Origin of the sequence: Shewanella xiamenensis (assembly GCF_014647135.1) — a bacterium.
Classification (GTDB): domain Bacteria; phylum Pseudomonadota; class Gammaproteobacteria; order Enterobacterales; family Shewanellaceae; genus Shewanella; species Shewanella xiamenensis.
On sequence record NZ_BMOP01000035.1, the window covers coordinates 21670 to 36830 of the forward strand.

A 15161-nucleotide genomic window follows, 5' to 3' on the forward strand; every position below is an offset into this window, starting at 1 on the left:
CGGCGACCGCGCACTGCGGCGCCTGGATAGACTTATGCGAAAAAAATGTTTATACAACAGAGAAAATAAAAACGCCCAGCGATTTGGCTGGGCGTTTGTGTTTTAGCTTAAGCGAGCCGGATCAGGCTCAGTTTAATGCCAATCAAGATTAAACATGGCTAACTAGCACCATACGAATCGCATCAAGCTGTAACTGACTCGCGTCGAGGTAAGTGCTCAGTTCCTGCATTTGATTACGCAGGTATTCCAACTCTTCCTCACGGATATTCGGGTTAACCGCTTTCAAGGACTCTAAACGGTCTAATTCACCCGTCAGTTGACTGGTCATCTTTTCACGCGCCTGCGCCACTAACTCGTTCACCGCGGCTTGGGCATATTCTTCACCCTTAGCAAATAACGGATGCAGAATCGGTTGTGAAGCTGTGACTAACTTACTGCCAATATGGCGGTTAACCGCGCTTAACTGTTTGTCAAAGCTGGTGTAATCCACCTTAGCTGACAAATCGTTACCGTTTTTATCCAGCAGTACACGGATAGGCGTTGGTGGCAGATAACGATATAACTGGCTCGATTTAGGCGCCGAAGCATCCGCCATGTAGATCAGTTCTAAGAACAGGGTGCCGGCGGGTAAGGCTTTGTTTTTCAAAATCGCGACGCTCGTCGTGCCTGTGTCAGAGCCTGTGATCAGATCTAAGCCTGTTTGCACCAACGGATGCTCTTGGGTGATCAGGGCGATATCGTCACGGGAGAGCGCGGTATCACGGTCGAAGGTGACCGTTACGCCATCCTCGTGCAGACCCGGATAGGTTGGGAACATCATGTGTTCGCTTGGGCGCAGGATGATCGAGTTTTCGCCTTTATCTTCCTGGTCGACACCGATAATGTCCCACAAGCGGATCACCGAACCAATCAGCTTAGTATCTTGATCGCTTTGGGCTAAACGCTCGACAATCGCTTTGGCTTTATCGCCGCCATGGGAGTTGATTTCTAGCAGTTTATCACGGCCTTGCTCCATGGCGTGTTTCAGTTCTTTGTAACGGCTTTGGGTGTGATTGAGCAGATTGGTTAGCTCATCTTCATCACCGCCGACAAGAACATTTAACAGATCTTCGGCAAATTCACTGAAAAGTATATGGCCGCCAGGGCAGGTAAGCTCGAAGGCATTTAGACCTTGGTGATACCATTGGAGTAAACGCTCCTGCGCCGTATCTTGCAGATAAGGCAAGTGAATTTGGATATCGTTCTTTTGACCAATACGGTCTAAACGGCCGATACGTTGCTCTAATAAATCTGGGTTTAATGGCAGATCGAACAGCACTAAGTGGCTAGCAAACTGGAAGTTACGACCCTCGGAGCCGATTTCAGAACAGATTAATGCCTGAGCGCCGCCTTCTTCTTGGGCAAAGTAAGCACCCGCTTTATCGCGCTCGATGATCGACATGCCTTCGTGGAATACGGTCGCTTGAATGCCTTCACGGGTACGCAGGGCTTCTTCTAAGCTCAGGGCGGTATCGGCGCCACTGGCGATAATCAGCACTTTCTTGCTGCGGTGCGACTTTAAAAACTCGATTAACCAATCCACGCGAGGATCGAATTTCCACCAACTGGCGCTGTTGTCTTCAAATTCTTGATAGAGTTTTTCAGGGCTTAAGGCTTGTGCCGCTTTCGCTTCTAAGGTTTTACGACCGCCCATCATCTCATTAACGCGTGCAGCGGTAAGATATTGCTCAGGCATCGCATGGGGATAGGCGTTGAAAATACGTTTCGGAAAACCTTTTACCGAGGCGCGGCTGTTGCGGTAAAGCACGCGGCCAGTGCCGTGGCGATCAAGCAGTTCTTGCAGTAATTCGCTGCGCGCCGCTTGTTGCAATTCGCTGTCGATGCCTTCGGCTTGAATTAACCGAATGCTCGGCGCTATGTCTTTTTCGCTGAGTAATTCGGTTAAGCTGTTGATAGCGGTATCGGATAATTTGCTTTCGCCCGCTAAAGCTTCGGCGGCGATGGCGACATCTTTGTAGCTGTTTTCTTCAGCAAGGAAGGCGTCGTAGTCATAGAAACGATCTGGGTCGAGTAGGCGCAAGCGCGCAAAATGGCTCTCGTGACCGAGTTGATCCGGTGTTGCGGTCAGTAATAATACGCCCGGTACGACTTCGCTTAAGGCTTCAACCACTTGGTAGGCGCGGCTTGGGGCGTCTTCGGTCCACTCTAAATGGTGCGCTTCATCAACCACTAACAGATCCCAATCGGCATCGAGTGCTTGGTCGAGACGTTTCTTTTTGCGCAGTAATTCGAGTGAACAAATCACTAACTGTTCGGTGTAGAAAGGGTTGTCGTGGTCGGCAAAGGCTTCAACGCAACGGTCCTCATCAAACACGGAGAAGCGCAAGTTAAAGCGGCGCAGCATTTCCACTAACCACTGATGGCGCAGGGTATCCGGCACAATAATCAATACTCGTTCGGCACGGCCTGTCAGCAGTTGTTGGTGGATAATTAGCCCTGCTTCGATGGTTTTACCCAAACCCACTTCGTCGGCCAGCAACACCCGCGGCGCATAACGGCGACCCACTTCATGGGCAATCCACATTTGATGGGGGATAAGACCAACGCGTGGCCCTTGTAAGCCGAGTAAATCAGAGGTCGCCAGTTGATTGCGCAGTAACTGGCATTGGTAACGAATGCCGAAACGATCGAGGCGGTCAATCTGACCCGCAAACAGGCGATCCTGCGGTTTGTTAAAACGAATGTTGTGGTTTAACAGGGTCTCACGCAGGCTGGTTTTCTCACCTGTTTCGCTGTGGATTCCGTGGTAGACGACGAGGCCGTCTTTTTCGGTGAGTTCTTCGACCGAGAGGCTCCAGCCTTCATGGCTTTCAACCGTATCGCCAGGGTTGTATATGACGCGGGTCAGCGGGGCTTCGTTACGCGAGAACATACGGTTCTCACCAGTCGCAGGGAATAACACTGTGACCATGCGGCCTTCAACTTGTACGACTGTTCCTAAACCAAGCTCTGACTCGGTATCACTTATCCAACGTTGTCCTAAGGCAAACGGCATCTTAAATTCTCATCTCTGGGCGGACTCTAACAAAGGGCGCGTATGTTATATCAATACTAGGGATATTTGAATCGCCCTCTCAACCGTTAGAGACTAATTCTCCACACAGCAGATTACAAATTGAACAGTGAAGAAAATTCTCTGTTGCAGCTCGAGGTTTTGTCATGCTTCTGTCATATCGAGGGACCTACACTGCTTTCGAGTCTCTGATGATTTGGTTGGCATTCATTGAGAATGGTGCCAATATTAGTGTAAGCCGCTATCTATCTTTATACGGTAGAGGCTTGAACTTAAAGATCATTCTTAACCTAACGCCAATCAGCAAAGGAGCCATATCCACTCACTGGGAACGAGATATAACATAAAATAATCGAGCACTCTGGAGGCGCCATGGAACAAGACGACAGAAAGTTGTTTGTACTGGATACCAATGTGTTACTACATGAACCTTTGGCGATCTATTCGTTTAAAGAGCACGATGTAGTCATTCCGATGACTGTGCTAGAAGAGCTAGACCAGATTAAAGATCGAAAGAGTGATGTGAGTCGCGATGCGAGAGTTGCCATTAGGGCATTGGAAGATACCCTCGGCGGCGATACAACACCTGAACAAATTATTAATGGCGTCCCTTTGCCAAGTCGAGAAGGGCATGCCGATGCAATAGGCTCACTTTCTATTTTCCCTGACCATCTTGTCGATTTTACCTTAGGTGCCCTGCCGGGGGATGGCAACGATAACCGCATTATCAATACCGCACTACATCTACAAAATCTTCACCATCCACGTACTGTGGTACTCGTCACTAAAGATATCAATATGCGTCTTAAGGCCAAGGGCGCGGGTATTCAATTGGTTGAGGATTATCGAACCGACCAGCTGATCGACGATATTCGTTTCCTCAGCAAGGGCTTTTATCAGTTCGAAGGTAATTTTTGGGAGCATTTAAACAAAGTGTCCACCGAGCGCCACGGTCGGCATACGATTCATGAAGTCCCGCTGAAAGATTTAGACAACGAACCTTTCTACATTAACCAGTATCTGATTGATACCGAATCTGATTTTTGTGGCCGCGTCACCGAGCGTAGCGATACCCATCTGCATATTTTAGATCTGGGCCGCGAGCGCTTAAAAAACCTCGAGGCGTGGGGCGTTAAACCTAAGAATGTTTATCAAGGCATGGCGCTGCAAGCCTTGCTCGATCCCGATATCGATCTGGTGATCTTAACGGGACCCGCAGGTTGCGGTAAAACCTTATTAGCAATGGCGGCTGCGCTTGAGCTGGTGGTTGAGCGTAATCGCTACGATAAGGTGATTGTGACTCGTAATACGCCAGAAATTGCCGAGTCCATCGGTTTTTTACCCGGCACCGAAGAAGAAAAGATGATGCCATGGCTCGCGGCCATTACCGATACCTTAGAAGTGCTGCATAAGAATGATGTCAATCCGACCGGCAGTTTGAACTACATCATGGAGAAGGCGAATATCCAATTTAAGTCGATCAACTTTATGCGCGGCCGCTCGATCCAAAACTCCATTGTACTCTTGGATGAATGTCAAAACTTAACGGCGTCGCAGATCAAAACCATGATCACTCGGATGGGAGAAGGTACAAAATTGATTTGTTGCGGTAACTTAGCGCAGATCGATTCGAATTATCTCACCGCAGTGACCTCGGGTTTAACCTACATAGTGGAACGTTTTAAAGACTTTGAAGGCAGTGCAAACTTATACCTGAATGGCGTGGTGCGTTCACGCTTAGCTGAATACGCTGAAGAACATCTCTAACCATTAACTAAATTGTTACAAAAGGTCTCACTTGTGGGACCTTTATTTTTAGCCATTTCTATGATTTTTCAGTTAGCTAATCATAGACTTTGCCAGTCTTAGTATGGCAATTATTTGATGTGACTCGGGGTTTCTTCCTGCTAATATAAGGACCCATAAATGAACTCCGTAACTTTTGCCACCGATGGCTAAATCAAGTGCTGTAATCAAGGGTAGTGGATGAAATCGAGTGAGCCGGATCTCCAGCTAAAATCGCCGATCCAAAAGAATTATAACCGTGCCGTTTTTTATACTTATATCGGTGTAATTGTCCTGTCGTTGCTGACGGCGTGGATGTTTTTCGATCGCCAGAAAAGCCAGCAGATGGATCAGCGTGAAGAGCAGGTTGAACGCCATGTATTGCAAATTGACTTACTACTGGAGTCGAGCATCCGTGCGGTGAAGAGCTTGCGGGATGTGGCTGTGGATCACCTACGTTTAGGTGAGTTAGTGCGTAAGGATCGCTTACCGCAGTACGGCAAATTTAACGAAAGTGGTCAGTATTTTACCTTAGAGCCTAATTACGCCAAAGGTGGCAAGCCATTCACTAATATGGGGCGGATCACGGGCGCGGGTTCCCTCGATGGTCGCAGTGATAAGTTCTACCAAGAGCTGGAAATGCTGTTCGAGTTATCGCTGTCTTTCCCTGTGGCCAAAGAAGCCGCACCCAAAGCCTCGGCAATTTATTATCTATCGCGCCAGCGGATGATGTCCTACTTCCCTTGGACCAATGATGATCAACGTTTTAGAGACGAGTTGCTCAATAAAAAACAATTCCAATACGCGACGCCAGCGATGAACCCGCAACGCAGCGTGTTTTGGAGTGAGGCCTACGTCGACTCCACAGGTAAAGGCTTATTGACCACCTTAGGTGTGCCCGTTTATCTCGACGATGAGTTTATGGGTTCGATAAACCTCGATATGACCTTAGCCTCATTGGCGCGGCAAATTCGGGTGTACTTCAAAATGCCGGGGACGGTGATCCTGCTCGATCAGCAGAATAATATTTTATCCCACAGTGATTTTGATGGCTCTGATATCAATCGGGTGTATCACATCAGCCAGCGCATTCCTTCTGAGCTGCATTCGTTGCCTGAGTCTGAATTATTCGACGCCCACGAAGGCATTATTCGTAACGGTTACTATATCCACTCGGTTGCGCTGCATAATGCGCCTTGGCGCTTGTTATATCTGCAAAATGAAGACGACCTGTTCCAAGATTCGGTCGAAAAACTGCAACTGACCTTTATCCTTGTGGTCATCGCTCTGTCGGTGCTGGTGACCATAGTACACTGGCAAACGCGCCGCTCTTTTGTGAGCCCTGCATCGCGGCTGTTATCCCACTTAGAGGGCTGCTCCCAAGAACCGCGTAAACCGCCGGAAAAAATCACCCCTGGTTGGGAGCCTTGGTTCCTATTGGTCAGCCGCATTTTTGAGGAAAACAAGCAATACACTCACCATCTGGCCGAGCAAAATAAACGACTCGATAAACTGGTCGCGCGTCGTACTGAGCGGTTAAAAGATGCTACCGAGCGCCGCGAACGTGAATATGCGTTATTGCGGTCCTTACTCGACTCCATCCCAGAAGCCATTGTCTTTAAAGATAAAGAGGGCAATTACCTCGGCTGTAACAAGGCCGCCGAGCGGATGTTGGGTTACACCGAAAGCGAGATGATCGGTCTGTCGTCGGAGGATTTAACCTCGCCAGAGATGGGCATTCGTATTCGTGCCGAGGATGAGCAGATCCTAAAAGATCGCACGCCGCTGCGTTATCAAGAGAAGGTCGAGTTAGCGGGTAAACCTGTGTTGCTCGACACCCTGAAACTGCCTTTCTATAACCGTCGTGGTGAGCTGCAAGGCTTAATTGCCGTGTGGCGCGATGTGACGCGTGAGTACGAGTCCGCCGAACAGTTACGTCTGTCGGAAGAGCGTTACCACTTAGCGATGGATGCGGTAGAGGACGGTCTATGGGACTGGTATTTGGATTCGGAGCATATTATTTGCAACCCATCCTATTATTCGATGCTGGGGTATAAACCCAATGAATTCCCTGCGTTATTGTCGGCGATTGATCAACTGACGCATCCCGACGATAGAATTCGCGTCGAAGAATATCGTAATCAGTATCTGCAAAACCCGGTCGATGCTTATGAAATCGAGTTTCGGATTTTAGGTAAAAATGGCAGTTATCACTGGGTGCTTTCCCGTGGACGGGTAGTGGAATTTACCGCCGATGGTCAGCCTAAGCGTATGGTCGGTACCCATAAGGACATCACGCGCCATAAGAGTAACGAAGTGGCGCTGTTGGAGGCGAAGCAGGATGCGGAATTGGCCAACCTGTATAAGAGTGAATTTTTGGCGAATATGAGCCATGAAATCCGCACGCCAATGAACGCTATTATCGGTATGTTGCAGTTGGCGCAGCGCACCTCGCTGACGGCGCAGCAGAAGGATTACCTCGAAAAAGCCGGTTTCTCGGCGCAGTCGTTACTGCGGATTATTAACGATATTCTCGACTTCTCTAAGATTGAGGCGGGTAAGTTAGAGTTGGAGCGGGTGCCATTTCCGCTGGATAAAGTGCTCGATCATGCCCTCGATCTCAACGCGCTTAAGGCGCAGGAACAAGGCGTTGAATTATTGCTGTATGCGCCAGTGACGGCAGGGCTCATTCTTAAGGGCGATCCACTGCGTCTAGGCCAAGTGCTGATCAATTTGTTGTCGAACGCGGTGAAGTTTACCCAATCCGGCGAGATTGAATTGGGATGTGAAGATGTCGGCGAGCGCGATCACCGGATTACCTTAAAATTCTGGGTGCGGGATACCGGTATTGGGATCAGTAAAGATCAGCAGGAAAAGTTATTCGATGCCTTTGCCCAAGCCGATGGTTCGACGACCCGTAAATACGGCGGCACAGGCTTAGGTTTATCGATCAGTAAGCATTTGGTCTCCATGATGGGTGGCAAGATGCAAGTACAGAGTGAGTTAGGCGTTGGCAGTACCTTTAGTTTTACCATCAGCTTTGAGATTGCCGAAGAGGCCAAGGTTGAGCCCTTAGTTGTGCCTGAAAAACTCAATAATTTACGCACACTTGTGGTGGATGATAACCCAACGGCGCTGCAAATTTACTCAGCGTTGATGCGCGATTTCCACTTCGAGGTGGATACGGCCGCGAGCGGCGCCGAGGCGCTGTATAAGTTGTCGCGAGATCCTATCGATTTATTGTTGCTCGATTGGATGATGCCAGAAATGGATGGCAGTGATGTGATTAGCGCCATCGATACCATGGTGGCCGAAGGTCGGATCGCGAAACGGCCAATCATTATTATGATGACGGCCTATGCGGCTGAACCTTTGCAACTTGAAGTCGATAGTGCCAATGTGTTTGCTGTGTTGCAAAAGCCCTTTAAGGCCTCGAGCCTGTTCGATGAGATTATTGCCGCCTTTGCCGACGAGCCAAGGCTCAATGTCGCACAGCCTATTGCTGAAGTGGCTGTCGAAGAAGGTGAGCACACAGGTTTAGTGCTCTTGGTTGAAGATAACTTTATCAACCAACAGGTTGCGACAGAGCTGTTAAAGAGTGCGGGTTACGAAGTCGTCGTCGCAGGAAATGGCCAAATTGCGTTGGATATTATCGACTCGCGCCCCTTCGATGCGGTATTAATGGATATTCAAATGCCAGTAATGGATGGTTTAACGGCGGCGCGGGCACTGCGTGAACGTTACAGCGCTGATGCCTTACCGATTATCGCCATGACAGCCCATGCGATGTCTGGTGATCGGGAAAAGAGTCTCGCCGCAGGGATGAATGCCCATATTACTAAGCCTATCGTGCTATCCGAATTATTTGAAACCTTAACCCATTGGATTAAGCACAAACATAATCACCATTAATTGTTCGCCCGGGGCCAGTGATGGCCCCGCGTGGTTAGTTTCATAGCGTGACCACGTAGACAGCCAGTTCAGGAGGAAAGATGAAACCCCATAGCCTAGCCCTCGCCATCCTGCTCTTAGGTTTGCCAGCCCTTAGCGTTGCCGCTACTCTGCCGAGCACTAAAATTGTTAAACAAAGCCAAGTAGCCAAGGGATTTCTCAATTTTTACTATGAACCGAGCGAAGGGGAGTTATACCTTGAGGTGAGTCGCCTCAATCAGCCCTTTCTCTTGGTGACTAGCTTACCTGAAGGGGTTGGCTCTAACGATATCGGCTTAGATCGTGGCCAGTTAGGTCAAACCCGCATGGTGCAGTTTGAACGTCAAGGTCCCTACATCCAGCTTAAGCAACTGAACACCCAGTATCGCGCCAATACCCAAGATGCCGCCGAAAAACGAGCAGTAGAGGAAGCCTTTGCCGATTCGGTATTGTGGCAGGGAAAATTGCTCGAAGGTAAGCCGGATATGGTGGCGATCAGTGAGCTAGTGCTTAATGATCTGCACGGTGTCTCACATGTGCTGCAACAGACGGGACAGGGCAATTATCATCTCGATTTAACCCGCTCGGCGATTTTGCCCGCAGGAGTTAAATCCTTTGAAAACAATAGCGATGTAGATGTGCAATTGACCTTTAAGGGCGATGTTGCTGGCGAGCAAGTCGCTAAGGTCACGCCCGATGGCACCTTTATGTCAGTGCGGATGCGTTATTCTTTTGTTGAATTGCCAGGCGAAGGCTATCAAGTTCGCGCCTATCATCCGATGAGCGGCTATCTATCCGATGAGTACCGCGACTATGCGACGGATTTTTCTGAGCCTCTGGTGCAGCGGTTTATTTTGCGCCACCGCCTGCAAAAGGTGAACCCAGGCCCTGCGCCTAGTGAGGTGGTTAAACCTATCACCTATTACCTCGACCCAGGTGTGCCTGAGCCTATTCGCTCGGCACTGCTCGATGGCGCACGCTGGTGGGAAACGGCCTTCACCCAAGCGGGGTTTATCAACGGTTTTAAGGTTGAACTGTTGCCGCCCGATGCCGATCCGCAGGATATCCGTTATAACATGATCCAGTGGGTCCACCGTGCGACGCGAGGCTGGTCCTATGGCGCAGCGCTCACCGATCCGCGTACTGGCGAAATCATCAAAGGCCAAGTGACCTTAGGGAGCTTACGGGTACGCCAAGATTATTTGATTGCCAAAGGATTAACCGCAGGCTGGCAGGATAGAGCGGCGGCAGAGAAGGCCGCTAATGAGCTGGCTTTAGCGCGTATTCGGCAACTTGCTGCCCATGAGGTCGGCCATACCTTAGGGTTAGATCATAACTTTGCCGCCTCAACCAATCAGGATGCCTCTGTGATGGATTACCCCCATCCCAAGATCCAGCTGAAAGGCAATGATATTGATATTTCAGCACCTTATGGCGTTGGTGTCGGGCCGTGGGATAACTTTGCCATAGCCTACGGTTATAGCGATGAAGGCGATGTGACTGCCCAGTTGGCGCTGCAAAATCAGTTGTTGGCCGAGGTCGCGCGTAAGGGACTGCGTTACATCGGTGAAGCCGACTCTCGCCAAAAGGATGCCAGTCATGCCTATGCAAGTTTGTGGGACAGTGGTGATGATCCAATCGCTCAACTATTGGAGCTAAATCGCATTCGTGCCAAGGCGATTGAAGGTTTCAGTCGAGCGGCCTTATTGCCTAGCGAGCCGCTTGGTGAATTGGTCGATGCTTTTGTACCTATCTATCTACTCAATCGTTACCAAATCGAGGCTGTCGCAAAATTTATTGGCGGCACCGACTATCACTATTTGTCTATCGGTGAGGGCGGTCGCTGGAGCTATATTGCACCGCCATTACAATTGTCGGGTCTCGATGCGTTGTTAAGCACCTTAGATGCAGCAAGTCTAACTGTCCCACAAACATTGTTAGACACTTTAGTCCCTAAAGCGGGTAATTATCAGCCAACGCGGGAGTCGTTTGAATCGGGGCTTGGGGTGGCGAGCGATCCCCTTGGCATGGCAGAAGTGTCTGCTCGCCACACTGTAAGCTTACTGCTCATGCCAAAACGCTTAAATCGTGTGAGTCAAGCGGCGATGGCCGATAATGAGCAACTCTCGGTTGAGACCCTACTGAATAAGTTGTTTGCCGCGACGTTATATCAGGAAGATAAGCTTGGCTTAGTTGAAGGTGTGTGGATGCGCGTTAATGCGGTGGTGATCGATGAACTCTTGTCGACCTACCACGATCCGCAAACTGCGCCAGAGGTTAAGGCTGCGCTCTTTGAACGTGCTCAATTTGTGATAAAGCAGCTCAAAGCCAAAGCTAACCGAGCCAATGCTAAAGTGGCTGCCCACTATAACGGATTGGAGCAGGGCCTTAGTGAGGGGCTCTTGGATGCTAATAAAAAGCTTATCCCTAAGCCCTTAACTTTACCGCCAGGCTCACCTATCTAGTCTAGGTTGGGCCGTCAGCATAATAGGCGTTAGCGAATAGAATCGTTAAGCGCCTATTTCTTTTGGATTTTTAGGATAAAAATACTCGGGCTTACGTTCAATATGGGTAAAACGACGGGTATTTTTATAGGGCAGTTTCATAAAGCCGGAAACGCCATGACCTTGAATTTTACCGACATAATGCAAAATGCGGTCGAGGCTGGCGCGAAACGCTGCCTGTTTACGCGGGTTGAGCAACTTTAAGTAACTGTGGATCTTTAAGTGGTTCGGTAGGGCTTCAAAAATAATGCAACCTGTATGGTGGATTTGGTTGATCCTCGCCAATTCCTCCATGATTTCGTTCGGTAGTTCAAGGTTTTCATCCGGATCTTTACCATCTTCAAAGTAAGAATGCAGCCGCGATTTATCCTCGAGGGTTGGCACATCACCCACTTCAAAGGGCAGTTGTAAATCGGCACTGGCGACAAAAGGTTCGTGAATGTTTTCACGCTCGATATGCAGCGTATCTCTGGCGTTAAAAAAGCAGGCCTTAAAGACGCCGATCCGTTTAATTCCCCGTGCGAGGGTCACCATATTATTAACGGCGATGATGAGCGCGCTTTTTTGTTTGGCATCGTAAATGGCAAGATTAGAATCAATAAACACGCCGGTTTCTTGCCAATGAATCGCTAGTCCGCCCACGATCGGATATTGGCCTAGACGACCCACGGCGGCGATAAAGCCTTTTTCGGTGTCGCCCATGCCAGCTAAGAAGTTGCGATAGTATTTTTCGAGTTGAATATCGTCCATCTTGGCGATGGGATCGTAAGCATTATGTTCTTTTAAGAATGATTTACGCGAACTGTAACTGACTGTTTCGACATCTTTTTCACGGGATTGGACCCAGACGGGGATGTCCCCCATCAGCTCAGCTTTTAACAATTCAGGTAAGTGCAATCTATGGCTGTGGCGCATGCTTTTGAGAAAATAATCTCCCGCTAGATTGCGCTGCACGGCATCACTACTAAGCATGCCTTCCAAGGTGCGCGCTAATTCCATCGGTAAGCCAATGCTGGTGGGCGGGATAACCTGCGCACCGAATCGACTGGCTTGTCCAGAGGCTAAGGCATATAAAGTTGCCGCCACGCCTTGCTCGTCAAAGCGTGGGCTGGAGAGTGCGCCGTTTAGCTGTTCTTCGCCAATAAAATACACATCTCCCATGCGAGCATTGGTGTGTTGCTGATCGCTCGACATCAGCGTCATCACATTGTCTTCGACGGCCTTGTTATATTCATCCCGTTGCGCAAACACGGCAGAGCCCCAGTCGATTAAGGATAAGTGTTGGCTTTCAATATCATAAACAAGATTAGAGGGTTTAATATCGCCATGTACTAAGGGTTTGCCAGTGCGTAGATAGTAGAGAATATCGGCGAGTTGGCGGGCTATACTCATTACCATCGCGGGAGGCAGAGCGCCTAAGCGGCGGCAAAGTTGCTCCAAATCTTCACCTTTAGCCCGTTCCATCACTAAAATCCCTTGTTTGCCGACCCGCTCAAATTTGATCGCCCCCGGAATATTGGGGTGTTTAAGCAAGGACAGCATAAAGGCTTCTTCCTCTAAGCGGTCTTGAATATGCTGCGGCAGATTAATTCTTGAGAATTTAAATACATGGGCTTCGTCGGCCTGATTAATTCCCGCAAACACAAAGCCATAAGCCCCCTTACCGATAAACTCAATGTCTCGATAACCCAACTTACTTAACTGTTGTTTACATAAACGGATCCACGCCTTGTGCTTGCGGGCATCGTTAGCCTTGAGCAAATAAATCGATTGCTCTTCGGAAATGTAAAAATGTTGTAGTTGGGGTGTTTGCAATGCGAGGCTCCTTGTTTGGGTTATTTAAACAGCAAGCGGGTATGTTAAGCAAATAGGAGCGGAGATTTATTTTAAGAGGATAAAATGCGCACTGTTTGCGGCTCACCTATCCCATCATTTCGTCGCTGACTTTGATTTATATCAAGTTAAATCGTATAGAGTCTAGGTAATCTTAAGCACATTGGATTGGGATATATTTTTGTTAAATTTCCCGTGGACAAAGTGGATTTAAGGAGGGCATATGCCCGCCCCAGATAAGGCTTTATTGATCGAGTTATTAGAGTTTCCGCGTAAGCGAATTTTACAGTCAATGGAAGTGACTCATTGTCCACATGCGGTATTTTTTAATGATAGCGATGAGCAGTGTCTAACATGCCACCAAGGTATGGAGTGTATCTGGATGAACCAGAATGATGAGCTGGTGGCCGTCGAACAAAAATCCATCTCCGAGCTTAAGCAGCAATTGCTTATTGCCGTCGACTTTATTGATTCTTCACTCAGCCCACACCATCTTTCCCGTCGCCAATGCCAATGTGATAACTGTGCTTGGTTACGCCGGGTGCAAGAAGCATTGTCTTAATCATTAACTATTTCCATCGCTATGATTAACTTGCCGTATTTGAGATTTTGCATCCACTCGTAAATGCCATTAGAGTAAGGATAACTTTAGCCTTTTGAGATATACCTATGGAACCTGGTTTTTGGCACGAGAAGTGGCAGCAACAACAGATTGGTTTTCATCAACAAGACGTTAATCCTTTCCTCGTCACGTATTGGCATCAATTGGCGCTTCCCGCCGATGCCAAGGTTTTTGTTCCCCTGTGTGGTAAGTCTTTGGATATGTGTTTTTTAGCCGAGCAGGGGCATCAAGTGATTGGTTGTGAGTTGAATGAACTCGCTGTGCAACAGTTTTTTAGCGATAACCAATTGCCAATGCAGCAAAGTGCAGAAGGCGAACATCAGCATTACCAAACCGAACAGATAAGTTTGTATCAAGGCGATATCTTCACCTTACCTCAGTCTATTACGGCGCAAGTGAGTGGTTTTTATGATCGCGCGGCCTTGATTGCCTGGCCTGAGAGTATGCGGGCGCAATATGCCAAGCAATTAGCGCAGTTATTGCCTTCGGGCAGTGTTGGTTTATTGGTGACCTTAGACTACCCGCAGGACGCTTTAAGTGGGCCACCTTTTGCGGTGTCGCCAACTTGGGTAGAAACACATTTAAGTGACGATTTTGAAATCCAGCTCTTGGATTGTCAGGACGTGCTTGCGGACAACCCGAGGTTTGTTAAGAAAGAAGTCCCTTGGTTGAATGAAGCTGCGTATTTATTAAAACGCCGATAAACAGAGTGCATCCCATTGAGCGACAAGCATTTGTGCTGTTGACTGAGTGGGATGTCCCATTAAGGGGATGTGCGGCAATATCTGTTTTTAAGCTTGATATTGTGCAATATCTCAAAACGATGTGGATGTTAGCGATTAGGAATAGCAGTGAGCACAAAAATGATGTTTTGCTTAAAGGGGTTGAAGATTCTAAGTTAAGCGACTTCGTAGTAATTAGGTTCGATTTCGAGTTGGTTTTGGATGATTTGTACGGCCATTCTTGCGCATTTGCCGCATTGATCGGCAACGCCTAAACGCTTTTTAACGTCAGCAAGACTTGTATCGCCTTGGCTTACTGCGTTTTTGATCTGAGTATCTGTGATGGCGTGACAAAGACAAACGTACATTTTTGGAACTCCAACATAAGTTGGGCTAATTCTAAATGAAAACGCTTATCAAATGCAATATTGTTGGTGGTCTTGTTTTCTCAATTTTCTATTTTGTTACCTTTAGCACATTTTTTGAGCTAATCTCAAAGGGCGTGAATCAAGGCTGAGTGTTTAGATCAAAATGGATGATTGAATTGGTATCAGGGAAGGATAGCTCATGGATAATGGAATGGACCCATCCACTTTAAATCGGCCTCGCAATGGGCCACGATGTAGTCGCTAAAACTCATCAGAAAGAGGACGGGTCCACCTATGAAGATTACTACAATCGGTTTAGATATC

8 protein-coding genes are annotated in these 15161 nt (G+C 48.3%); 5 read left to right on the top strand and 3 right to left on the bottom strand.

The features are described from left to right. Positions 1-148 precede the first annotated feature (148 nt). Complete coding sequence (gene rapA, locus IEY09_RS18835; RefSeq protein ID WP_188872278.1) at positions 149-3055, bottom strand: RNA polymerase-associated protein RapA; 2907 nt, start codon at positions 3053-3055, stop codon at positions 149-151. Positions 3056-3445: 390 nt separating this feature from the next. Between rapA and IEY09_RS18840 the strand changes: the two genes are divergently transcribed. The 3 genes from IEY09_RS18840 (at position 3446) to IEY09_RS18850 (ending at position 11253) form a co-directional block, all read left to right on the top strand. Then, entirely contained in the window at positions 3446-4840 is a 1395-nt protein-coding gene (locus IEY09_RS18840) for a PhoH family protein (RefSeq protein WP_037426948.1), read from the top strand. A gap of 219 nt (positions 4841-5059) precedes the next feature. Further along, positions 5060-8770 (top strand): response regulator, encoded by a 3711-nt coding sequence (locus IEY09_RS18845; RefSeq protein ID WP_037414057.1) that lies wholly within the window; start codon positions 5060-5062, stop codon positions 8768-8770. 80 nt (positions 8771-8850) lie between these two features. Further along, positions 8851-11253: a zinc-dependent metalloprotease gene (locus tag IEY09_RS18850; RefSeq protein ID WP_188872280.1), complete on the top strand. Its 2403-nt coding sequence runs from the start codon at positions 8851-8853 to the stop codon at positions 11251-11253. Between the two features lie 45 nt (positions 11254-11298). On the opposite strand, the gene IEY09_RS18855 is transcribed toward IEY09_RS18850, so the two are convergent. Continuing rightward, positions 11299-13107, bottom strand: a complete 1809-nt coding sequence (locus IEY09_RS18855) for a protein kinase domain-containing protein (RefSeq protein WP_188872282.1) — start codon at positions 13105-13107, stop codon at positions 11299-11301. Positions 13108-13348: 241 nt separating this feature from the next. On the opposite strand from IEY09_RS18855, the gene IEY09_RS18860 reads away from it, so the two are divergent. Continuing rightward, positions 13349-13687: a hypothetical protein gene (locus IEY09_RS18860; RefSeq protein ID WP_037414054.1), complete on the top strand. Its 339-nt coding sequence runs from the start codon at positions 13349-13351 to the stop codon at positions 13685-13687. A gap of 107 nt (positions 13688-13794) precedes the next feature. Further along, complete coding sequence (locus IEY09_RS18865) at positions 13795-14451, top strand: thiopurine S-methyltransferase (RefSeq protein WP_037414052.1); 657 nt, start codon at positions 13795-13797, stop codon at positions 14449-14451. Between the two features lie 194 nt (positions 14452-14645). Here IEY09_RS18865 and IEY09_RS18870 read toward each other — a convergent pair whose 3' ends face one another. Next, on the bottom strand, positions 14646-14837 hold the full coding sequence (locus IEY09_RS18870) for a bacterioferritin-associated ferredoxin (RefSeq protein WP_037414050.1): 192 nt from the start codon (positions 14835-14837) through the stop codon (positions 14646-14648). Positions 14838-15161 lie beyond the last annotated feature (324 nt).

Coding starts and splice junctions, on each gene's coding strand:
- IEY09_RS18845 (WP_037414057.1), top strand. CDS start 5,060: ATGAAATCGAGTGAGCCGGATCTCCAGCTAAAATCGCCGATCCAAAAG.
- IEY09_RS18840 (WP_037426948.1), top strand. CDS start 3,446: ATGGAACAAGACGACAGAAAGTTGTTTGTACTGGATACCAATGTGTTA.
- IEY09_RS18865 (WP_037414052.1), top strand. CDS start 13,795: ATGGAACCTGGTTTTTGGCACGAGAAGTGGCAGCAACAACAGATTGGT.
- IEY09_RS18870 (WP_037414050.1), bottom strand. CDS start 14,837: ATGTACGTTTGTCTTTGTCACGCCATCACAGATACTCAGATCAAAAAC.
- IEY09_RS18850 (WP_188872280.1), top strand. CDS start 8,851: ATGAAACCCCATAGCCTAGCCCTCGCCATCCTGCTCTTAGGTTTGCCA.
- rapA (WP_188872278.1), bottom strand. CDS start 3,055: ATGCCGTTTGCCTTAGGACAACGTTGGATAAGTGATACCGAGTCAGAG.
- IEY09_RS18860 (WP_037414054.1), top strand. CDS start 13,349: ATGCCCGCCCCAGATAAGGCTTTATTGATCGAGTTATTAGAGTTTCCG.